We start from the raw sequence: 19,066 nt of genomic DNA, 5'->3' as shown, positions 1-19,066 counted from the left end.
CGCTATCGCGCAGCCCGCCCATGCTCCAATCCGCAAGAACACAGGGCTGATTGCAGTCTATGACGCGCGGGCGCAATGCCCGGTTCATGGGAGACAATTAGGGATTGTGCGCTCGTTGGCCTGCAAGGAAACGAGGGGCCTTCGCGTCTCGCGATGACGCCGTGTGCATATCGACAGGCGCGTCCTGCCGGGGTTCGCGCAAGGGAACCTGGGTCCGTTCACACCCGTTGATGTCAGGACATCGCCTCCGGAGACATCGATCCATGAAATCCACGCTTCTCACTGTGGCTGCCGCGCTCCTCATGCTCGGCGCGAGCCCCGCCGCCAACGCCAAGGGCTGCATCAAGGGCGCCGTCGTCGGCGGCGTCGCCGGCCACTATGTCGGCCATCACGGCGTCCTCGGCGCCGCCGCCGGCTGTCTCTACGGCAGGCACCACGCGAAGGAGCAGGAGAGGCAGCGGCAACAGCAGGGCCAGGTGAACGGGCAGGGGAAGCTGTAGGAGGCACGGAAAACCCGCGCCTCACCGTCTTCTGTCCGGCATGCCCCGATGGTAAGTTCCAACCGCAAACGCTGGGGTTGAGTCGAGCGAGGGGACGATGGACATCGGGAAGTTCTTGTGGGGCCTTGTCCTCGCAATTCTGTTCCTGTGGTTCCTCGTTCGCTTCATGCGAAACGCGTTCCACTCGCGGGGCGTCAAATACAATTGGCTTGGCGTTCTGCTGTTGTTCTCGACGGTCGGCTTGGCGATCTACCTCGTCTTCTTCCGCCAGCTCTGACGCCATTCATTTGTCCGCGGCCGCAGAGGGGCCCGGCAGGGCGTGACCCATCTCACATCACCCCTCCGGCATCGCGGCTATCGTCATCTCCATGTCATCAGGGAGACGTGCCATGGCCGCCATCGCCGCCGCGAGAAAGTCCCGCCTGCACAACGCGCTCGAAGGCCTCGCGCTGACCGCGACGCTGCAGAGCTTCCCGACCTTCGCCACCGCGGCCTTCCTGCTCAAGCTCGTCGGGAACCACGATCTCGTCGGCGACCCCGGCGTCGCGATCTTCGTCGCGGTTGCCTCGCTGCTGCACGCAGTGCTCGCTGTGACCCTCGGCCCGAGTTTCCCCGCCGTCTTCAAGACCGTCTACGAGCCAAAATTCTTCGAGGCCCATCTGTCGCTGTCCGACAAGATCACGGCCTGGCGCACCCAGCCGGTCGCCTCGCTCCAGCTCATGACCATCGTGCTGCTGCTGTCGGTGATGGCCGTGGTGACGGTGAGTGTGGGGTGAGGACGGAAAATCTCTCCGCCGTCATTCCGGGGCGCCGCAGAGCGGCGAGCTATGATGCGCAATTGCGCATCTGAGAATCCATAACCACGAACGGCGCTGATGAATCTGCGCCGCCTACCTCTTCTTCCATCCCCCGCGTCGCCCCGGCGCGCCACCCGTCGACTTCGGCGCCGGGCCAAACTCCGGCCCCGATTGCCTTGAATCCGTCGGCTGGATGATGCGGCTGGTGCTGCCGAACGGCTTCGCCGGCAGCGTCTGCTTCTCACGATACGGCAACGACTCCGGGCCGTGCATCTCGTCGAGATGCGGCTTGTGCACCTTCGAGCCGCTGCCGCCGCCGCTCGCCTTCAGCGCTGAGCTCACGGTCTTCTTCTTCATCGCGCTGACGGGCAGGTTGGCGGCGTCGCCATACTTCTTCGCGCCGGCATAGGCGCCGGCCTTGCCGGCGACGGCGCGCTGCTTGGCGGTGGGGTCGTCGACGACGGCGAGCTCTGTCGCGCGCAGGCGCTTGACTTCGTCGCGCAGGCGGGCGGCTTCCTCGAAGTTCAGATCGGCGGCGGCCTCGCGCATGCGCGTTTCGAGATCGGCGAGCACGGCTTCGAAATTGTGGCCGATCGAGATGACGTCGTCGGTCATGTCGTGGCCGCCGACCTCGACCAGCACGTGGTCACGCTCGTAGACGGAGTTGAGGATGTCGCCGATCTGCTTCTTCACGCTCTCCGGCGTGATGCCGTTGGCGGTGTTGTACTCGACCTGCTTCTCGCGGCGGCGGTTGGTTTCCGCGATGGCGCGCTCCATCGAGCCGGTCATCTGGTCGGCATAGAGGATCACCTTGCCGTCGACATTGCGCGCGGCGCGGCCGATGGTCTGGATCAGCGAGGTCTCGCTGCGCAAAAAACCTTCCTTGTCGGCGTCGAGGATCGCGACCAGCGCGCATTCGGGAATGTCGAGGCCCTCGCGCAGGAGGTTGATGCCGACCAGCGCGTCGAAGGCACCGAGACGGAGGTCGCGGATGATCTCGATGCGCTCGATGGTGTCGATATCGCTGTGCATGTAGCGGACGCGAATGCCCTGCTCGTGCAGATACTCGGTGAGATCCTCCGCCATGCGTTTTGTGAGAACCGTGATCAGCGAGCGATAGCCGGCTTGGGCTGTGGCGCGGACCTCGCCGACGAGATCGTCGACCTGGGTGCGGGCGGGGCGGATGTCGACGGGCGGATCGATCAGGCCCGTCGGGCGAATGACCTGCTCGACGAACACGCCGCCGCTCTCGTTCAGCTCCCAGCCGCTCGGCGTCGCCGACACCGCGACCGTCTGCGGCCGCATCATGTCCCATTCCTCGAAGCGGAGCGGGCGGTTGTCCATGCAGGAGGGCAGGCGGAAGCCGTATTCGGCCAGCGTCGCCTTGCGGCGGAAGTCGCCGCGGAACATGGCGCCGATCTGCGGGATGGTGACGTGGCTCTCGTCGGCGAAGATCAGCGCGTTGTCGGGGACGTATTCGAACAGCGTCGGCGGCGGCTCGCCCGGCCGGCGCCCGGTGAGATAGCGCGAATAGTTCTCGATGCCGGCGCAGCTTCCGGTCGCCTCCATCATCTCGAGGTCGAAGGTGGTGCGCTGCTCCAGCCGTTGCGCTTCCAGCAGGCGGCCCTGGTCGTGCAGCTGGTCGAGCCGCTGCTTCAGCTCGAACTTGATCGACTTGATCGCCTGCACCAGCGTCGGGCGCGGCGTCACATAGTGCGAGTTGGCGTACATCTTGATGAATTCGAGCTCGTCCTGCTTGTGGCCGGTAAGCGGATCGAACTCCTCGATGGCCTCGATGGTGTCGCCGAACAGATTTACGCGCCAGGCGCGGTCCTCATAGTGCGCCGGGAAGATGTCGATGACGTCGCCGCGCACGCGAAAGGTGCCGCGGGTGAAATCGGCCTGGGTGCGCTTGTACTGGAGCGCGACGAGATCGGCGATGAGCTGACGCTGGTCGATGCGCTCGCCCTTCTTCAGCGCGAAGGTCATCGCGGTGTAGGTCTCGACCGAGCCGATACCGTAGATGCAGGACACTGACGCGACGATGATGACGTCGTCGCGCTCGAGCAGCGCGCGCGTCGCCGAGTGGCGCATGCGGTCGATCTGCTCGTTGATCGACGAATCCTTCTCGATATAGGTGTCGGTGCGCGGGACGTAGGCTTCGGGCTGGTAGTAATCGTAATACGAGACGAAATACTCGACCGCGTTATCCGGAAAAAAGTTCTTGAACTCGCCATAGAGCTGGGCGGCCAGCGTCTTGTTCGGCGCCAGGATCAGCGCCGGACGCTGCGTCGCCTCGATCACCTTGGCCATGGTGTAGGTCTTGCCGGAGCCGGTGACGCCCAGCAGCACCTGCGAGCGGTCGTTGCGCTCGATGCCTTCGACCAGTTCGGCGATCGCGGTCGGCTGGTCGCCGCGCGGCTCGTAGGACGATTTGATCTCGAAGCGCACGCCGCCTTCGGACTTTTCGGGGCGCGGCGGCCGGTGCGGCGTCCACACTTTCATGGAGCCGTCGTCCTTGCGGAACTCCGGCCGGCCCTCGCGGATCAGCGACTCCAGCGCTTCCGCGGTCGCCTTGACGCCGAGCGCCTCCATCTTGTTGCGCGGCGGTCGCGCTAGCGCTTCCGCATCGTCCTCTTCCGTGGGCAGACCGAGCTGACGCGCCAGTTCCGGATCGAGCGTCGGGATCGTGGCCGCGGTGCCGTAGTTGGCCTGCGGGGCCTCCTCCAGTCCCGCTGGGCGATCGCCAGGGAAGTCCTTCGGCGTCGAGGCCCGCGCGCGATGTGCGGCGGCCTCGCCGCCGGCGCGGCGGTCGCGCGAATTGTCCGGCGGCGGCTGTAGGCCGGTGCCCGAGCCAAGCCCGGCATCGCCGCGATTGATCGCGGGGTTGAGCAACTCGGCCAGCGCCGGCCCGATCGGCTGCACGTCAGGCCGGTGCGCCTTTGAGCTCGGAGTCTTGGTTTTGGGGGATTTTGGGGGAGCAGGTTTCTTCGCCATGGGGCGAATATGGGACGAGTCCGCCCCTCAATAAAGGGCGAATGACCCGTTCCCGTTCAGCCTGCTGACAGCAGGTTGGCAGCAGGGACGGCGTCACGTCGCCACATTGCGCGAGCTCTTGATTGCAATCCAGGGTCGCCGTGCTAGCGTGCCCGATATTGTGAAATCTGAATTTTTCAGCGAGCCCATATGCAAAAATCGAGATTGGAGCGGGCCGGCAAGCATCGCGAGCTGATCGTCCTGCTGCACGCATTCTGTCAAAGCCCGAAGACCATCAAGCCGGTGAAGGACGCGGTCCGGGACGCTTACCCGGACGCCGACATCTACGCCCCGAAGCTGCCGTTTGGAGGGCCCTTGGGATGGCTCTGCACCCGCGATGCGACCGAGGTGGTCGCCGGGGTCATCGGGCACATCGAGGAAATCGTCGAGCTGCGGAGCCGGGACAGGCAGCAGGACGGCGGGCAGGACGATCCCGGCGAATATGAATCGATCGTGCTGATCGGACACAGCATGGGCGCCGTCATGGCGCGGAAGATCGCCATCGTCGCGCATGGCGAGCAGGACCGCAGCGATTGTCCGACGCTCACTGCCCCCTTCGAGCCCGCATTCAGCGCGTTCGTGAAACCGCGCAGCTGGGCAAACAAGATTCGCCGGATCGTGCTGATCGCCGGAATGAATCGCGGCTGGACGCCGTCCTCGGCCATGGACTGGTGGACCTCGACCAAGTGGAACATCTTCATCTCGATCGGCGAAACCCTGTTTGCGGGATCTCCGATCGTCTTCGATATCCGGCAAGGCGCGGTTTTCTCAATTCAGACGCGATTGCAGTGGCTCGCGCTGATGCATTGCGAGCCCGGCAGCAGCCATGTCCGTCCCGATATCGTCGTCGCGCAGTTGCTCGGCACTGTCGATGATATCGTCTCGCCCGACGACAGCGTCGATTACGCCGTGGACACCCCGGGACACGAAAGGTCCTACTTTTACCTCGAGGTTCCAAACTCCGGTCACGCGGACATCGTCCGGCTGAAGCGGCCGGAGAAGGTTGCGGCCACGATGAAGAACGACAACTTCGTCACGGCAAGGCGGCCCAACCAATCGGCCAAGGCGTTCGAGCGGATCTGCGACGAGCAGCGCTACGTCGTGTTCCGTCGCGCGCTGGAAAACTCGCGGGCCGACCTCGCCGCGGATCGTTGCACGGTGGATCGCGAGCAGATGGTCGATAGTCTGCCCAACCCGCCCAACTGGAAGGTGACCGACGTCGTGTTCGTCATCCACGGCATCCGTGACAAGGGCTTCTGGACCCAGAAGATCGCACGCGCGATCAAGCTGGAAGCCGCGGGCCGCAAGCAGGACTTCCGCTCGGTGACCACGAGCTACGGCTATTTCGCCATGGCGCCTTTCGTTCTGTGGTGGGTCAGAAAGCAGAAGGCGGAATGGTTGATGGACCAGTATGCCGAGGCGAGAGCGCATTATCCCCGGGCCCACTTCTCCTATGTCGGCCATTCCAACGGCACCTATCTCGTCGCACGTGCGTTGCGCGACTATCCCGCCGCGCAATTCAAGCGGATCGCGCTGGCAGGCAGCGTGGTGCGCACGGATTATCACTGGCACAAGCTCGGTGCCCGCGTGCAGCAGGTTGTCAACTACGTCGCGACCGGAGACTGGGTCGTTGCGATCTTTCCCAAGGGCATGCAGCCCGTTCGCTTGCTCGACCTGGGGAGTGCCGGGCACGACGGTTTTGACGAGGACGGCCTTGGATTGGTCCACCAGGTCAATTTCATCGCGGGCTCCCATGGAGCGGGCCACGAGGAGCGGCATTGGAGTGACATCGCGCGCTTCATCGTGTCGGGCACCGTGCCGACCGGGGATGCAAAGGCTCAAAGCTGGCTCATCAAGCTGGCGGGTTTCGGCTCGACGCTGCTGCTGGCCGGAGGTGCGGTGCTGATCCTCTGGCTCGGGTTCCTGATCGCGTTCCCGGCGCTATGCCAGATACCCCATGATCATTTGCTCAGCCTGCTCGATTGGATGGGCCTGCATGCCGGGCGGAGCTGCGCACCTGACATCTCGCCCGGGACGGCTGCGTTCCGGACGTTCGCCGCGATCCTCTACCTCTGGATCGTCTATATCGTCATCAGCCGTGTGTGATGCGGCAGGCAAGGCGGCACAGAGGTGTCGCTCACGCCGCCGGCAGCGGTCCGTCGTCGTCCTCGCCCGGCTGGCGCGGCTTCAGGACGTCGAGATGGATGCCGCCGCAATCGGTGCAGCGCATGGTCCAGTACTCGCACCCGGCCCGGCCGCCGATCACACGGAGCACCGTGAGGTCGCCGTCGCAGTCGGGGCATTTCGACAGCACCGATCGGGCGTAGGATCGGGCCAGCGGCTGGGTCTCTTCGATCTCGATATACGACATCACCGGTTCCTCGTTGCGCGCCGCGCTGTGCTGAAAGGCCTATTCGTCGTCGTGGTCGGCGCGCCGGCGGAAGCGATCGATGTGGTGCTTGGCGTCGGCGATCGCGGCGTCGGGATCGGGCCAGGCGAAGCCGACTTCCATGGCCGGAAAGAGCACGCCGTCGATGGCAACCGGGCTGAAATCGGCGCGCCGGATGCGGGCGTGCCACAGCCCCTTGCCAGCTTCGAAGGATTCGATGTCAAAGCCGTCGTAGAGAGTCGTCATTGGTAGTCCCCAAAGTGGTCCGTAAGTGTCTTGTTGGAGGGGCAAGGGACCACGTTTGCGGATTTTGGGATGTGAAGCCGTTCACAAGGGGCCGGCTTTTTTGCCTGACGCATGACAGACACCCGGTTCTGCACAGTTGGTGCGCTCCCTCCCCCGCTTGCGGGGGAGGGGTGGGGAGAGGGTGTTTCCGCAGAGAGATTCCCGGTGTGGAGAGAGCCCTCACCCGCCGCGTGCGGGACGATGCTTCGCATCGCCCGGGGCGCGTCGGCCTCTCCCGCAAGCGGGAGAGGCGGGAGCCCGTGGCTCCAATCGACCAAAGTGCATACGGGCGGCTGACGCTCAGTTCCGCGCGGCGGCACGGCCGGTGCGCCGCACGGGGCGGGCCGCGGGCTCCGATGCCGCACGCATGATCCAGCGGCGGAACGCGGCGAAGTCGCGCTGCTCGGTCTGGAAGCTGCGATAGAGCAGGTACCAGCGCATGCCCTTGGGCACCGAGAGGTCGAACGGGGCGACCAGCCGCCCGGCGGCGAGATCGTCGTCGATATAGGGCCGGATGCCCATGGCGATGCCGAGCCCGTCGGCGGCAGCCTGCAGCGCCTGACCGTAGAACTGGAACTCCGGTCCGCGCGCGTTGATGCGCGCAAGGCCGGCGGCCTTCAGCCAGATCGGCCAGTCCTCGGGTGAGTGCGCGACGCGGATCAGGCTGGGTCCCCTGAGATCGGCCGGCCGCTTCAAAGAGGTGGCGAGGCGGGGCACGCAGACCGGCGTGAGGTCGCCGGCGAACAGGGGCTCGGCGACGAGGCCCGGCCAGTCGCCGGTGCCGAGCTTGATGCCGCAATTCCAGTCCTCGCCGAACGGCACCAGCGCGCCGCCGGTGGTGAAGCGCACCTCGATGTCGGGCTCCTCGCTGCGAAACTCCGACAGCCGCGGGATCAGCCAGCGCATCGCAAAGGTGTGGCCGACGCCGATGGTGAGCACGCGCACGCTGGAGGGCGCCGTCACCTGCGCGGTGAGGCTTGCGAGCGCATCGAAGATCGGGGTCAGCCCGCTCTGATAGGCGCGGCCGGCCTGGGTCAGCACCAGGCGGTTGGCCTTGCGCTCGAACAGCGCGACGCCGAGCCGCTCCTCCAGAAGATGCACCATGCGGCTGATGGCGGCCGCCGACACGCTGAGCTCGAGCCCGGCCGCAGCAAAACTGCCGGTCCGCGCCGCCGCCTCGAATGCCTTGATGCCGTTGAGAAACAGCAGCCGCCGCAAATGCCCGACCCTCAGGAAAGCTGATGCCAGGGCAAGATAACTCAGTTTGCGCGAGCGGGGCAAGCGAGGCACAAGAATGAGAGTAATTCCAAGTTGAATTCGGGCGGTCGCCGCGCTCTTCGCCTCTCCCCGCCTGCGGGGAGAGGCCGGAATTTGCGCAAGCAAATTCCGGGTGAGGGGGACTCTCCGCGAGTCCGACTCTCACCGTCCCCGCGGAGACTCCCCCTCACCCCAACCCTCTCCCCGCAAGCGGGGCGAGGGGGAATTGCAAGCCTTGCGTCCCTTACTTGCCAACACCGGAGATATTCGTGACGCCCATCATGATCGCTGCCCTTGGATTGCTGATGGTAGCCACCGCGTTCCTGTCGGGGCTGTTCGGCATGGCGGGCGGGCTGATCCTGATCGGCGTGTTGCTGGCCCTGATGCCGCTGCCGGCTGCGATGGTGCTGCATGCGATCACGCAGATGGCCTCGAACGGCTGGCGCGCGTTCCTGTGGCGGGCGCATATCCGCTGGCGGCCGGTCGCGAACTATATGGTCGGCGCTGCCATCGCGCTCGCGGCCTGGTCGCTCACCCGTTACGTGCCGGACAAACCGACGGCGCTGCTGCTGCTCGGCGTCACCCCGTTCATGGCGCGGCTGCTGCCGTCAAACATCAAGCCGGACCCCGACCGTCTCTGGCAGGGCACCGTCTATGGCACGATCTGCATGGGGCTGATGCTGATGACCGGCGTCTCCGGGCCGCTGCTCGACACCTTCTTCCTCGGCGGCGATTTCGGCCGGCGCGAGAAGGTCGCGACGAAAGCGATGTGCCAGCTCGTCAGCCATTTCACCAAGCTGATCTATTTCGGCGGCGTCATCGACCAGGCCGCGAGCCTCGATCCCGTGCTCGCCGGCGTCGCGATTGCAGCGTCGATGCTCGGTACCACGCTGGCCCGGCGCATCCTCGAAGCCATGACGGACCAGCAATTCATCGCCTGGTCCAACAAGCTGATCACCGCCATCGCCTGCTACTATATCGCCTATGGCGGCTGGCTCCTGGTTCGGACCCCGGTGCTGGCCGCTTTCGACAAGGGAGGTTTGCCATGAGCGAGACTGCCGATCCGCTGGTGCTGGACTTCGTCGAATGGGTCGCGCGCGAGCCGCGCGCCTATGCCGAGGTGATTGCGACCTGGAAGACGTCGTGCCCGCGCCTCACCATCTGGGAGGACGCCACTGAGCGCGGCTACGTCGCGCGCGAGACGCTGCCGGGTGTCGGGCTCGTCATCGCGGTGACCGAAGGCGGCGAGAGGTTGCTGCGCACCAACGGGCGGTGAGCACGTCTGTCTCCACATCGTCATTGCGAGCGCCAGCGAAGCAATCCAGAATGTCTCCACGGCGGCAGTCTGGATTGCTTCGCTGTGCTCGCAATGACGGAAGGCCACCATGTCATTCAAACTCTTCGAGCTCGTCGGCACCGACGCTGCACGCCCCTTCAGCCCGTATTGCTGGCGCACGCGCATGGCGCTGGCGCATAAGGGCCTGTCGGCGGAGTCGCTGCCCTGGCGCTTCACCGAGAAAAGCGCGATCGCGCCGCACGGCTCGGAGCGGGTCCCGGTGTTGCTGCATCACGACAAGCCGGTGGTCGATTCCTGGACCATCGCGAATTATCTGGAAGACAATTTTCCGGATCGCCCGTCGCTGTTCGGCGGTGAGGGCGGGCGGACCATGGCGCGCATGATCAATGCGTGGGGCGACATCGCCATCGTCGGCGGTCTCTCTCCGCTTGTTATCGCCGACATCCCGAACAATCTCGCCGAGGTCGATGCCGTCTATTTCCGAAAGTCGCGCGAGGCGCGGTTCGGCAAGAGCCTGGAAGAGGTCCAGGCGAGCCGCGACACCGGCGTGGTCGCGTTCCGCAAATCGCTGGAGGTGATGCGGCAGACGTTCAAGACGCAGCCGTTTTTGGGCGGCAACGCGCCGAACTATGCCGACTTCATCGTGTTCGGCGGCTTTCAGTGGGCGCGCGTCGTCAGCCCGTTCAGGCTGCTGGAGGCGGATGATCCGGTCTATGCCTGGCGCGAAAAACTGCTCGATGCGTTCGACGGCATGGCGCGGAAGTCGCCGGGGCATGAGGTGTAGGGCGGGCCGCATCAGCGTAGTCGAGAGAGCGCAAACTCCCTCCCCAACGTCGTCCTGGCGAAAGCCAGGACCCATACCGCGAGGTCTATCGATCGCGGGTGGTATGTGTACCGAAGGACCAGTCTTCGTCTAACTACTCCCTGTGGTAATGGGTCCTGGCTTTCGCCAGGACGACACATGGCTGCGTGCTTGCGCCTAACCAGCAGCGCTTGCCGCCGCCTTGCGCAAACACGCTCGGCACAGGCAATCCTCGCCCTTTACGGGCATCGGCAGCCGGGCCGTCTCTTCCGCGCACCAGCAATTGCCCGAGAGGTCGCAGCCGAATTCGCTGCCGCAGCGGGAGCAGATGAGGCGGCGCGCAAGTGCCGGCGCTGACGGCATTTCTTTCGGAATTGTCATGATTTACGCCGAAGCTTCGCCGTCATTTTCATGTCGGGTTCATCTGTCGCTGCGCTATATTACGCGCCGCGCACGTCTCGGGAAAGCGGTTGGCAAGGCGCGAAGGACAAATCGATGGCCCGCGATTCGCAAGCCGCCCTCGTTGCGCTCAACCGGTTTGGCTTCGGCGCCCGTGGCGGCGCGTCCGGCGATCTCATCAACGCAGCCTCCGATCCGCGCGGCTTTGTAAAGGCGGAACTGGCCCGTCCCAACGGGGTGCTGCTGGAGGCGCCGGGCCTGCAATCGACGCCGCAGCTCGGCCAGGCGGTGTTCGCCTATCAGGATCAGGTCAAGCAGGCGCGCGAGGCTGCGAAGGCCGCTGCGCCCGCTGAGACGCCGCCGCAGGCGCCTGCCGATCAGAAGCCCGCTTTGCGCCGCAATCTGTCACTCAACACAGCCGCAACCGAGATCGCCGGCCAGATGGCTGACGCGAAGCCGGCTGACGCGCCGGCCAGGCCCGAGAGCATGCAGCCCAACGCGGCCGCGCCGCCGCCCGCAAAGCCCGCGCCGCAGCCGCTCAACGTGATTCAAAAGACCTTTCGCGCCGAGGCGCTGGCGCGCTTGCAGCGCGCGACGCTGGTCGAATGCGGCTTCACCGAGCGTCTCGTCGTGTTCTGGTCCAACCATTTCTGCATCTCCGCGAGCAAGGGCGAGCTGGCGCGGATCTGGGCCGGCGCGTTCGAGCGCGAGGCGATCAGGCCGCACGTGCTCGGGCGTTTCGCCGACATGCTCAAGGCGGTCGAGCAGCATCCGGCCATGCTGTTCTTCCTCGACAACCAGCAATCGTTGGGTCCGGATTCGCGCGCAGGCCAGAACCGCAAGCGCGGGCTCAACGAAAATCTCGCACGCGAGATCATGGAGCTGCATACGCTCGGCGTCGGCGGCGGCTACACCCAGGACGACGTCACCTCGCTCGCGCGCATCATCACCGGCTGGACCTTTGCCGGAAGGCAAGGGCAGCTCGGCACTCCCGGCTCCTTCGTGTTCAACACCAATGCGCACCAGCCCGGGCCGCAAGTGCTGCTCGGCAAGACCTATGAGCCGACCGGCCTTGCACAGGGCGAAGCGGCGCTCGCCGACATCGCGCGCCATCCCTCGACCGCGAATTTCATCGCCACCAAGCTCGTCCGTCACTTCGTCGCCGACGACCCGCCGCCGGCGCTCGTGGCGCGGCTGCGCGAGGTCTTCGTCAGGACCGACGGCGACCTCAGAGCGATGGCAACCGCATTGGTCGATGCCGATGAGGCCTGGAAAGCGCCGCTGACCAAGATGCGCAGCCCTTACGATTTCCTGGTCGCGAGCGGCCGGCTGCTTGCGCGCGTGCCCGAGGATCCCGGCGCGTATCTGAACAATCTCAACCTGCTGGGACAGCCGCTGTGGTCGCCGGCAGGGCCCAACGGTTTCCCCGACACCAGCGCCGCCTGGGCTGCGCCCGAAGGCATGAAGCTCAGGCTCGACATCGCCGCGCAAATGGGCGCACGGCTCGGCAACAACATTGACCCGCTCGACCTGCTGGAATTCGCCGCGGCGGACGCGGCCTCGATCGAAACGCGCCGCACCGTCGAGCGCGCGGAGTCGCGCCAGCAGGCGCTGGCGCTGCTGCTGATGTCGCCGGAAATGCAGAGGAGATGATGATGGACTGCGTCGAGAACCGCCTCCTCACCTCGCGCCGCGGCCTCTTGCTCGGCGGCGCCTCCTTCGCCGCCTGGGCCTACTTGCCGAAATTCGCGCGCGCGGCTGATGGGCGCGATCCCAGATTGGTCGTCGTGATCCTGCGCGGTGCGCTCGACGGGCTCGCGACCGTCGCGCCGCTCGGCGACCCCGATTATGCCGGCCTGCACGGATCGATCGCGCTCACCGCCGATGGTGCGCATCCCGCGATCATGCTCGACTCGTTCTTCGCGCTGCATCCGGCGATGCCGGAGTTCGCGCGCATGTACCGCGACCGGCATGCCGCGGTGATCCATGCGGTGGCGACGCCCTATCGCGACCGTTCGCATTTCGACGGCCAGGACGTGCTCGAAAGCGGCTATGCGGGGCCGGGCCGCGTGCAGTCGGGCTGGCTCAACCGTGCGCTCGAAGCGCTGCCGCGCGGCGAGCGCGTGTCGAGCGGCCTTGCGGTCGGGCCGACCACGCCGCTGGTGCTGCGCGGCAATGCGCCGACCGTCGGCTGGGCGCCGGTCGCGCTGCCGCAGGCCGACGACGACACCGCGATGCGGCTCGTCGATCTCTACCGCCACCGCGATCCCGCGCTGGCCGCGGCGCTGTCGCAAGGCCTGCAGCTCGACAAGATCGCTGGTGGCGACGACATGAAGCCGAAGGGCGGCAATCAGGTCGCGCAGATGCGCCAGGTCGCACGCGGCGCGGCAAAGTTGATGGCGGCCGACGACGGCCCGCGCATCGCCGCGCTCGCCTTCGACGGCTGGGACACGCATGCAAACGAAGGCGGCCCTGTGGGGCGTCTCGCCTTCCTGCTCGGCGGTCTCGACGGCGCGCTCGCCGAATTCGAGAGCGGTCTGGGTGAGCGCTGGCGCGACGCCGTCGTCGTCGTCGCCACCGAGTTCGGCCGCACCGCGCGCATCAACGGTACCGACGGCACCGATCACGGCACCGGCACCGTCGCGCTGCTCGCCGGCGGCGCCGTGAAAGGCGGCCGCGTCATCTCGGATTGGCCGGGCCTCAAGCTCGCCAATCTCTATGAGGCGCGCGACCTCAAGCCGACAACGGACTTGCGCTCGGTGATCAAGGGCGTGCTGCAGGACCAGTTCGGCCTCTCCGATCGCGTGCTGGCGGAAACGGTGTTTCCGAACAGCGCAAGCGCAAGGCCGATGAAGGGGCTGGTGGCTTAACCTCTCCCCGCTCTTCTGCGGGGAGAGGTCGGATCGCCCCCGGCGATGCGCAGCATCGTCCGGCGCGATCCGGGTGAGGGGCAGGGCACGCTGTTGCCAAAGTGACGGCCTATCCGACTCGTATAACAGCAGTGCGTGCATCGCGCACTTCGACTACAATCGAGACCGAGCTCGCGGAGACAGCCCCTCACCCCACCCTCTCCCCGTAAGAACGGGGCGAGGGAGTGAGAGAGCGGTGCGTCCCTCACGGGTGAGGGGCAGGGCAATGCGTGGCCACAACGAAAAACCCATCCGACTCGCGCGACGCTTGCGTGCCGATCAAACGGATGCAGAGACGGTTCTCTGGAATCGCATTCGCAATCGGCGGATCGATGGCAACAAGTTCGTCAGGCAAGAGCCGATCATCGGCTACATCTGCGACTTCGTATGCCGCGAGAAACGGCTCGTCATCGAAGTCGATGGCGGACAGCACAACGAATCCGCGGCGGATGCAATTCGAGACGAGCGTCTTGGAGAGAAGGGGTACAAGGTACTTCGCTTCTGGAACAACGATGTTCTTGGGAACATCGAAGGTGTTCTCACCGTAATACAGAACGAACTCGCGGCGGCGGAAGACGTACCTTAACCTCTCCCCGCTCTTTGCGGGGAGAGGTCGGATCGCCCCCCGGCGATGCGCAGCATCGTCCGGCGCGATCCGGGTGAGGGGCAGGGCACACTGTTGCCACGAACCAAATCTCTCCGACTCGCAAGACGATTGCGATCGAGCGCATTCCATCTACAATTCAGACCGAGCTCGCGGAGACAGCCCCTCACCCCACCCTCTCCCCGTAAGAACGGGGCGAGGGAGCGGGAGAGCGGTGCGTCCCTTACAATTCCGGCATCAGGAGAAATCATCCATGTACATCGCCATGAACCGCTTCCGCGTCGCCAAGGGCTCCGAGTCCGCCTTCGAGCAGGTCTGGCTCACCCGTGACACGCATCTGGACAAGGTGCCGGGCTTCGTCGAATTCCATTTGCTGCGCGGGCCGGAAGCCGAGGACCACACGCTCTATGCCTCGCACACCGTGTGGGCGAACCATGCCGCCTTCGAGGCATGGACCAAGTCGGAGGCGTTTCGCGCGGCGCATCACCGGGCCGGCGACAACAAGCCGCTCTATCTCGGCCATCCCCAGTTCGAGGGCTTTGAGGTGATGCAGACGGTGGGGCGCGGCGCGAAATAGCGCGTCGCAAGCTTATTGTTTGAGCATGATCTTTCCGGAAAACCGCTTCACACTTTGCGCTAACGCGGCCCTTCGGGTCCGGATCATGCTCTAGCCCAGCGTGATCCTGTCGATCTCCGCCATCTCCTCCGCGCTGAGCTTCCAGGCGATCGCCTTGACGTTCTCCTCGATCTGCTCGACGCGGGTGGCACCCGCGATCACGCTCGAGACTTGCGGGCGTGCGGCGAGCCAGGAGAAGGCGAGCTCCAGCATCGAATGGCCGCGCGCTTTCGCAAAGGCCTGGAGCTTCTCGACGACGTCCTCGTTGCGCGGCGTGACGTAGCGGTCGCGCAGCCGCGGCACCTTGCCGAAGCGGGTGTCGTCGGGCGCGGCTTCGCCCTTCCTGTATTTGCCGGTCAGAAGTCCGCTTGCGAGCGGGAAGAACGGCAACAGGCCGAGCTTGTACTCCGTTGCGGCCGGCAGCAGGTCCTTCTCGATGTCGCGCACCAGCAGGGAATATTCGTCCTGGCAGGAGACGAAGCGGCTGACATTCATCGCGCGCGCGACGTACTCCGCTTCCGCGATCCGCCAGGCAGGGAAGTTCGAATTGCCGATGTAGCGGACCTTGCCCTGGCGCACGAGATCGTCGAGCGCGCGCAGGCTCTCCTCGATCGGCGTCAGCGGGTCGTGATCGTGCTGCTGGTAGAGATCGATGTAGTCGGTCTTCAGCCGCTTCAGGCTCGCTTCCACGGCCTCCATGATGTAGCGGCGCGAGGCGCCCTGCTTGGTTCCGTCCTCCGCCATCGGCTTGGCGTATTTCGTCGCCAGCACGATGTCCTTGCGGCGATCGCCCAGCACGGTGCCGAGCACGGTCTCCGAGCCGCCCATGTTCGAATAGATGTCGGCGGTGTCGAACAGCGTGATGCCGAGGTCGAGCGCGCGATGGATGACCTTGCGCGAGGTCTCGAGGTCGGTGCGCTGGCCGAAATTGTTGCAGCCGAGCCCGACCGCGGACACGCGAAGGCCGGAGGCGCCGAGATTGCGAATTTCCATGAAAGATCCTGTCGGAGATGAGCGGCGGGTATTTTGACCACCACGCGCCGCGGCAGCAAGCTGCTCGCCGCGCTGCTGCCATGCCGGCGGCGCGCACAAAAAAATGCGGCCCCTGTCAGACGCGGCGACTGACGGGGACCGCTTTGGGGCGCTTGATCGGTGACGGGGGGCCTGATCAGACGCAGGTGCAACCTAATCCCGGTGTGTTACGCGCCGGTGACAGGCCGAGTTATCCACAGGCCTGAGGTCGCGGGATCAAAAGATCTTGCGATAGACGATGAAGCCGGACCGCTCCGCGACCTTGTCGTACAGGCTCTGCGCGGTGACGTTGGTCTCGTGGGTCTGCCAATAGACCCGCGGCGATCCCGCCAGCTTCGCCCGTTCATACACGCCATAAATCAACGCCGAGGCGACGCCCTTGCCGCGGGCGGCTTCCAGCGTGAACAGGTCCTGCAGATAGCAGGAGGGTTCGATCGCAGTAGTGCTGCGATGAAACAGATAGTGCGTCAGCCCGAGCAGCTTGCCGTCGCTCTCGGCGACTAAGCCATGCACTGGCTCATAGGCATCGAAGAAGCGCTGCCACGTCATCCGCGTGATCTCCGGCGCAAGCGCGGTCGGGCCCGAGCGGCCGTAGAAGGCGTTGTAGCCGTCCCACAGCGGCAGCCACTGATCGTAGTCCTGCTTCGTGACGGAGCGAATGGTGAGCGACATGTGAGAATTCCGCGATCGGTGAAGCGTCCTTCATACGTGATGAAGGGCGAGGCGATCAATTGTCTCACGAGTCGGACGGATATTCAGTCGTGGCAACAGTGTGCCATGCCCCTCACCCGGATTGCTTCGCAATCCGACCTCTCCCCGCGGAAGGGCGGGGAGAGGTTAAGACGAGCAACGCTCGCCTGAGTGAGGGAGGCACCGCTCTCTCGCTCCCTCGCCCCGTTCTTACGGGGAGAGGGTGGGGTGAGGGGCTGTCTCCGCGAGCGCCGGCATATGATAAGCGCACGGCGCATCTCACTCCGCAACGCGCAGATACCGGATCAGCTTGCGGTTCTGGGGATCGCGCAGCGAGCGGTAGTAGTCGGCACGCGCCGGCGCATCGGTGTGGCGCACGAGGTCCGTGACCGGCGTGTAGCTCAGCATGCGCCCGCCGTCGGGCAGCGCGGCGCAGACGAAGCGCAGCACCTCGCCATTGCGCAATTTGATGTTGATCGGCGTCGCGTCGCCGATCCGCACCATCTCCATGCGCTGCGCGATGAAGGTGCCGAGCTCGTCCTCGGGCAGTTCGAACGCGCCGGTGTCGCGGCTGTGATACATCAGCGCGATGAAGGGCGGCTTGCCGTCGGCGACCTCGTCCGGCACCGCAAAATAATCGCGGAAGGCGCGGTTGATGAATTCGGCGCGCGTCTCGGCATCGAGCAGCACGATGCCGATGTCGACCTGGTCGAGCGCGGCCGACAGCCGCGCGGCGGTGGCGTGGCTCTGGCGCTCGGTGGCGAAGGCGGCGAGCAGCCGCTCGCGCATCAGGCCGGTGATGCCCGCGGTGCCGAAGGCCGTCACCGCGAGGAGGCCGACCAGATCCGCGCTGGTATGGAGGGGCACAGCGCGATGACCAGCAAAGAACAGTGCCGCGCCGGCGACCGCAAGGGCCGCGCTGGCCATGGCGGAGGCGAAACCCGCCAGCGCGCCGGCAAGCGCGACGATGCAGACGAACAGCGGGGCAGGCGAGGGAATGTGAACGGAGCGATCGAGCAGGATCGCCAGCAGCGTGATCGCTACCGTCAGCACCGGACCGGAGATCGCGCGCCATCCGAACCGCATGGCCTGTCTCGTTCCTCCCTGAACGAGGGAACGCCACAACACTGACCGATTATTGCGCCGGCGCGGTGAGGAATCGTGCGGAGTGCTTAAGGGCGGCTTGCGACGGCGCGCCAAGCTTTCGGATGATTTTAGACCAAATGCGAATGCCTGACGCGCTGCTGCCACGCCGGCGCATTCAGCGTCGATGTGCCCGAGCTCTTGCGCATGCCGGTGAAGATCAGCAGCGATGCCGCGACCAGGATGGCCGCGGTCAGGGTGATTGCAACGACGACCACAGGTGATTTCATCGACGTCCTGTCGCAATGCCGGTCAGCGCGGGGCCGCGCGGCACCTTGAAGGCGGTCCAGGATGAAACGGGAATCAGACCGGCAGGCCCATCGCCATGGTCGCCTTGGTCGACAGCACTGTCAGGGTGACGATCAGGCACAGCGAAAGCGCGGCGACGGCAAGCGAGGCCGCGACCGCATTGGTCAGCCGGGAAGACGAAACGGTAGCGGGTTGGCCCTGAAAGCCTGCCGTGCCGGACGCCCGAATCATGGTCTAAATCCTTCAACGTGCGAGCGAATCACCCGCGACTTTCCAGAATTTCCCAGTTGCAACCGGCAATATTGCGGCGGCTGTCGCGCTGAAAATGGCCAGATTGCGGCAAATATTACCTTTATGCCCGCTATTCCGCGAGGGGGGGGGACGGGCGCCGTCAGGCCCCCGCTGCGATACTGGCGGCGTCGATGTCGGCCGGACGCCAGTCCATCGACACGAAGCCGGGTGCGGCCTCCACGCGCTTGAGCCAGTCCCGGATCGCCGGGAACGCCTGGAGGTCGAAGTCGCAGCGATCGGCAAGGTGGGTGTAGCCGTAGAGCGCGATGTCGGCGACCGTGAGCTGGCGGGCGGCGAAATAGGGGCTGGTCTTGAGGTGGTTCTCCATCACCTGGAGCGCGCCATAGCCGCGCTCCATCCAGTCCTCCAGCGAATGGGTCTGGAGGTCGCGGCCGCCCTTGACCAGCGACAGCCAGAAATAGGCGGCGCCGATATTCGGCTCGAGCGCGTGCTGCTCGAAGAACATCCATTGCAGCGCCTCGGCGCGGTCGATGCGGTTCTCCGGGGCGAGCGGCGTGCCGACGGCGACGTACCAGAGGATGGCGTTGGACTCGGCGAGAAAGCGGTCCTCGCCGACCTCGAGCAGCGGCACCTGGCCCGACGGGTTCTTGGACAGAAAGTCCGGCGTGCGGCTTTCGCCGCGCAGAATGTCCACCTCCACCGCTTCGTAAGGTACGTTCAACAGCGCCAGCGCAAGGCGGACCTTGTAGCTGTTGCCGGAGCGTTGCATCGAATAGAGCTTGTACATTCTGAAAGTTCTGAACCTGGGA

22 protein-coding genes are annotated in these 19,066 nt (G+C 65.5%); 11 read left to right on the top strand and 11 right to left on the bottom strand.

Features of this window, described 5'->3' with window-relative positions; all coding sequences use genetic code 11:
* The first annotated feature begins 263 nt into the window (after positions 1 to 263).
* From ACVJ19_RS06485 to ACVJ19_RS06475, 3 genes are all read left to right on the top strand, one after another.
* Positions 264 to 500 carry a hypothetical protein gene (locus tag ACVJ19_RS06485; protein WP_453949740.1) on the top strand — a complete coding sequence of 79 codons (237 nt, stop codon included), beginning with the start codon at positions 264 to 266 and terminating at the stop codon, positions 498 to 500.
* A 97-nt stretch (positions 501 to 597) separates the two neighbouring features.
* A complete protein-coding gene (locus ACVJ19_RS06480; protein WP_453949742.1) occupies positions 598 to 777 on the top strand; it encodes a hypothetical protein in 180 nt (59 codons plus the stop codon).
* Positions 778 to 889: 112 nt separating this feature from the next.
* Positions 890 to 1,276 carry a hypothetical protein gene (locus tag ACVJ19_RS06475; RefSeq protein WP_453949743.1) on the top strand — a complete coding sequence of 129 codons (387 nt, stop codon included), beginning with the start codon at positions 890 to 892 and terminating at the stop codon, positions 1,274 to 1,276.
* A gap of 114 nt (positions 1,277 to 1,390) precedes the next feature.
* On the opposite strand, the gene uvrB is transcribed toward ACVJ19_RS06475, so the two are convergent.
* A complete protein-coding gene (uvrB, locus tag ACVJ19_RS06470) occupies positions 1,391 to 4,294 on the bottom strand; it encodes an excinuclease ABC subunit UvrB (protein WP_453949744.1) in 2,904 nt (967 codons plus the stop codon).
* A 189-nt stretch (positions 4,295 to 4,483) separates the two neighbouring features.
* Here uvrB and ACVJ19_RS06465 point away from each other — a divergent pair, with 189 nt between their 5' ends.
* The gene (locus tag ACVJ19_RS06465; protein ID WP_453949745.1) at positions 4,484 to 6,439 is read left to right on the top strand and encodes an alpha/beta fold hydrolase; all 1,956 of its coding nucleotides are present in this window, start codon (positions 4,484 to 4,486) and stop codon (positions 6,437 to 6,439) included.
* A gap of 31 nt (positions 6,440 to 6,470) precedes the next feature.
* On the opposite strand, the gene ACVJ19_RS06460 is transcribed toward ACVJ19_RS06465, so the two are convergent.
* From ACVJ19_RS06460 to ACVJ19_RS06450, 3 genes are all read right to left on the bottom strand, one after another.
* Positions 6,471 to 6,704: a hypothetical protein gene (locus ACVJ19_RS06460; protein ID WP_453949746.1), complete on the bottom strand. Its 234-nt coding sequence runs from the start codon at positions 6,702 to 6,704 to the stop codon at positions 6,471 to 6,473.
* Between the two features lie 39 nt (positions 6,705 to 6,743).
* Entirely contained in the window at positions 6,744 to 6,968 is a 225-nt protein-coding gene (locus ACVJ19_RS06455; RefSeq protein WP_211404507.1) for a hypothetical protein, read from the bottom strand.
* Positions 6,969 to 7,307: 339 nt separating this feature from the next.
* Positions 7,308 to 8,225, bottom strand: a complete 918-nt coding sequence (locus ACVJ19_RS06450; RefSeq protein ID WP_453949747.1) for a LysR substrate-binding domain-containing protein — start codon at positions 8,223 to 8,225, stop codon at positions 7,308 to 7,310.
* Between the two features lie 308 nt (positions 8,226 to 8,533).
* Between ACVJ19_RS06450 and ACVJ19_RS06445 the strand changes: the two genes are divergently transcribed.
* From ACVJ19_RS06445 to ACVJ19_RS06435, 3 genes are all read left to right on the top strand, one after another.
* A complete protein-coding gene (locus ACVJ19_RS06445; protein WP_453949748.1) occupies positions 8,534 to 9,313 on the top strand; it encodes a TSUP family transporter in 780 nt (259 codons plus the stop codon).
* Positions 9,310 to 9,540, top strand: a complete 231-nt coding sequence (locus ACVJ19_RS06440; protein WP_453949749.1) for a hypothetical protein — start codon at positions 9,310 to 9,312, stop codon at positions 9,538 to 9,540. Before ACVJ19_RS06445 ends, ACVJ19_RS06440 begins: the two co-directional genes overlap by 4 nt.
* A 109-nt stretch (positions 9,541 to 9,649) precedes the next feature.
* Complete coding sequence (locus ACVJ19_RS06435; RefSeq protein ID WP_453949750.1) at positions 9,650 to 10,345, top strand: glutathione S-transferase family protein; 696 nt, start codon at positions 9,650 to 9,652, stop codon at positions 10,343 to 10,345.
* Between the two features lie 195 nt (positions 10,346 to 10,540).
* Here ACVJ19_RS06435 and ACVJ19_RS06430 read toward each other — a convergent pair whose 3' ends face one another.
* The gene (locus ACVJ19_RS06430; protein ID WP_453949751.1) at positions 10,541 to 10,744 is read right to left on the bottom strand and encodes a cysteine-rich CWC family protein; all 204 of its coding nucleotides are present in this window, start codon (positions 10,742 to 10,744) and stop codon (positions 10,541 to 10,543) included.
* 114 nt (positions 10,745 to 10,858) lie between these two features.
* Here ACVJ19_RS06430 and ACVJ19_RS06425 point away from each other — a divergent pair, with 114 nt between their 5' ends.
* From ACVJ19_RS06425 to ACVJ19_RS06410, 4 genes are all read left to right on the top strand, one after another.
* Positions 10,859 to 12,415, top strand: coding sequence for a DUF1800 domain-containing protein (locus ACVJ19_RS06425; protein WP_453949752.1), 1,557 nt, complete (start codon positions 10,859 to 10,861; stop codon positions 12,413 to 12,415).
* The gene (locus tag ACVJ19_RS06420) at positions 12,415 to 13,632 is read left to right on the top strand and encodes a DUF1501 domain-containing protein (protein WP_453955134.1); all 1,218 of its coding nucleotides are present in this window, start codon (positions 12,415 to 12,417) and stop codon (positions 13,630 to 13,632) included. The genes ACVJ19_RS06425 and ACVJ19_RS06420 overlap by 1 nt, the downstream gene beginning before the upstream one ends.
* 265 nt (positions 13,633 to 13,897) lie before the next feature.
* Positions 13,898 to 14,257 (top strand): endonuclease domain-containing protein, encoded by a 360-nt coding sequence (locus ACVJ19_RS06415; RefSeq protein WP_453949753.1) that lies wholly within the window; start codon positions 13,898 to 13,900, stop codon positions 14,255 to 14,257.
* 271 nt (positions 14,258 to 14,528) lie between these two features.
* A complete protein-coding gene (locus ACVJ19_RS06410; RefSeq protein WP_080134740.1) occupies positions 14,529 to 14,852 on the top strand; it encodes an antibiotic biosynthesis monooxygenase family protein in 324 nt (107 codons plus the stop codon).
* Positions 14,853 to 14,942: 90 nt separating this feature from the next.
* Here the strand turns inward: ACVJ19_RS06410 and ACVJ19_RS06405 are convergent, their stop codons facing one another.
* The 6 genes from ACVJ19_RS06405 to ACVJ19_RS06380 all read right to left on the bottom strand — a co-directional run bounded on the left by ACVJ19_RS06405 (position 14,943) and on the right by ACVJ19_RS06380 (position 19,044).
* A complete protein-coding gene (locus tag ACVJ19_RS06405; protein ID WP_453949754.1) occupies positions 14,943 to 15,884 on the bottom strand; it encodes an aldo/keto reductase in 942 nt (313 codons plus the stop codon).
* A 255-nt stretch (positions 15,885 to 16,139) separates the two neighbouring features.
* On the bottom strand, positions 16,140 to 16,595 hold the full coding sequence (locus tag ACVJ19_RS06400) for an N-acetyltransferase family protein (protein ID WP_453949755.1): 456 nt from the start codon (positions 16,593 to 16,595) through the stop codon (positions 16,140 to 16,142).
* A 297-nt stretch (positions 16,596 to 16,892) separates the two neighbouring features.
* Positions 16,893 to 17,699, bottom strand: coding sequence for a PAS-domain containing protein (locus ACVJ19_RS06395; protein WP_453949756.1), 807 nt, complete (start codon positions 17,697 to 17,699; stop codon positions 16,893 to 16,895).
* A gap of 128 nt (positions 17,700 to 17,827) precedes the next feature.
* Positions 17,828 to 17,986: a hypothetical protein gene (locus tag ACVJ19_RS06390; RefSeq protein WP_453949757.1), complete on the bottom strand. Its 159-nt coding sequence runs from the start codon at positions 17,984 to 17,986 to the stop codon at positions 17,828 to 17,830.
* 73 nt (positions 17,987 to 18,059) lie between these two features.
* The gene (locus ACVJ19_RS06385) at positions 18,060 to 18,236 is read right to left on the bottom strand and encodes a hypothetical protein (protein ID WP_007596747.1); all 177 of its coding nucleotides are present in this window, start codon (positions 18,234 to 18,236) and stop codon (positions 18,060 to 18,062) included.
* Between the two features lie 160 nt (positions 18,237 to 18,396).
* Positions 18,397 to 19,044, bottom strand: a complete 648-nt coding sequence (locus ACVJ19_RS06380; protein ID WP_453949758.1) for a glutathione S-transferase family protein — start codon at positions 19,042 to 19,044, stop codon at positions 18,397 to 18,399.
* Positions 19,045 to 19,066: the final 22 nt, after the last annotated feature.

This window comes from Bradyrhizobium sp. USDA 376 (assembly GCF_054063675.1).
The sequence above is the reverse complement of the archived record's forward strand: the minus strand, read 5'-3'. Positions and strand labels throughout refer to the sequence as shown.

Coding starts and splice junctions, on each gene's coding strand:
- uvrB (WP_453949744.1), bottom strand. CDS start 4,294: ATGGCGAAGAAACCTGCTCCCCCAAAATCCCCCAAAACCAAGACTCCG.
- ACVJ19_RS06380 (WP_453949758.1), bottom strand. CDS start 19,044: ATGTACAAGCTCTATTCGATGCAACGCTCCGGCAACAGCTACAAGGTC.
- ACVJ19_RS06390 (WP_453949757.1), bottom strand. CDS start 17,986: ATGAAATCACCTGTGGTCGTCGTTGCAATCACCCTGACCGCGGCCATC.
- ACVJ19_RS06435 (WP_453949750.1), top strand. CDS start 9,650: ATGTCATTCAAACTCTTCGAGCTCGTCGGCACCGACGCTGCACGCCCC.
- ACVJ19_RS06405 (WP_453949754.1), bottom strand. CDS start 15,884: ATGGAAATTCGCAATCTCGGCGCCTCCGGCCTTCGCGTGTCCGCGGTC.
- ACVJ19_RS06410 (WP_080134740.1), top strand. CDS start 14,529: ATGTACATCGCCATGAACCGCTTCCGCGTCGCCAAGGGCTCCGAGTCC.
- ACVJ19_RS06460 (WP_453949746.1), bottom strand. CDS start 6,704: ATGTCGTATATCGAGATCGAAGAGACCCAGCCGCTGGCCCGATCCTAC.
- ACVJ19_RS06395 (WP_453949756.1), bottom strand. CDS start 17,699: ATGCGGTTCGGATGGCGCGCGATCTCCGGTCCGGTGCTGACGGTAGCG.
- ACVJ19_RS06465 (WP_453949745.1), top strand. CDS start 4,484: ATGCAAAAATCGAGATTGGAGCGGGCCGGCAAGCATCGCGAGCTGATC.
- ACVJ19_RS06385 (WP_007596747.1), bottom strand. CDS start 18,236: ATGATTCGGGCGTCCGGCACGGCAGGCTTTCAGGGCCAACCCGCTACC.
- ACVJ19_RS06420 (WP_453955134.1), top strand. CDS start 12,415: ATGATGGACTGCGTCGAGAACCGCCTCCTCACCTCGCGCCGCGGCCTC.
- ACVJ19_RS06425 (WP_453949752.1), top strand. CDS start 10,859: ATGGCCCGCGATTCGCAAGCCGCCCTCGTTGCGCTCAACCGGTTTGGC.
- ACVJ19_RS06455 (WP_211404507.1), bottom strand. CDS start 6,968: ATGACGACTCTCTACGACGGCTTTGACATCGAATCCTTCGAAGCTGGC.
- ACVJ19_RS06400 (WP_453949755.1), bottom strand. CDS start 16,595: ATGTCGCTCACCATTCGCTCCGTCACGAAGCAGGACTACGATCAGTGG.
- ACVJ19_RS06485 (WP_453949740.1), top strand. CDS start 264: ATGAAATCCACGCTTCTCACTGTGGCTGCCGCGCTCCTCATGCTCGGC.
- ACVJ19_RS06415 (WP_453949753.1), top strand. CDS start 13,898: ATGCGTGGCCACAACGAAAAACCCATCCGACTCGCGCGACGCTTGCGT.
- ACVJ19_RS06475 (WP_453949743.1), top strand. CDS start 890: ATGGCCGCCATCGCCGCCGCGAGAAAGTCCCGCCTGCACAACGCGCTC.
- ACVJ19_RS06430 (WP_453949751.1), bottom strand. CDS start 10,744: ATGACAATTCCGAAAGAAATGCCGTCAGCGCCGGCACTTGCGCGCCGC.
- ACVJ19_RS06440 (WP_453949749.1), top strand. CDS start 9,310: ATGAGCGAGACTGCCGATCCGCTGGTGCTGGACTTCGTCGAATGGGTC.
- ACVJ19_RS06480 (WP_453949742.1), top strand. CDS start 598: ATGGACATCGGGAAGTTCTTGTGGGGCCTTGTCCTCGCAATTCTGTTC.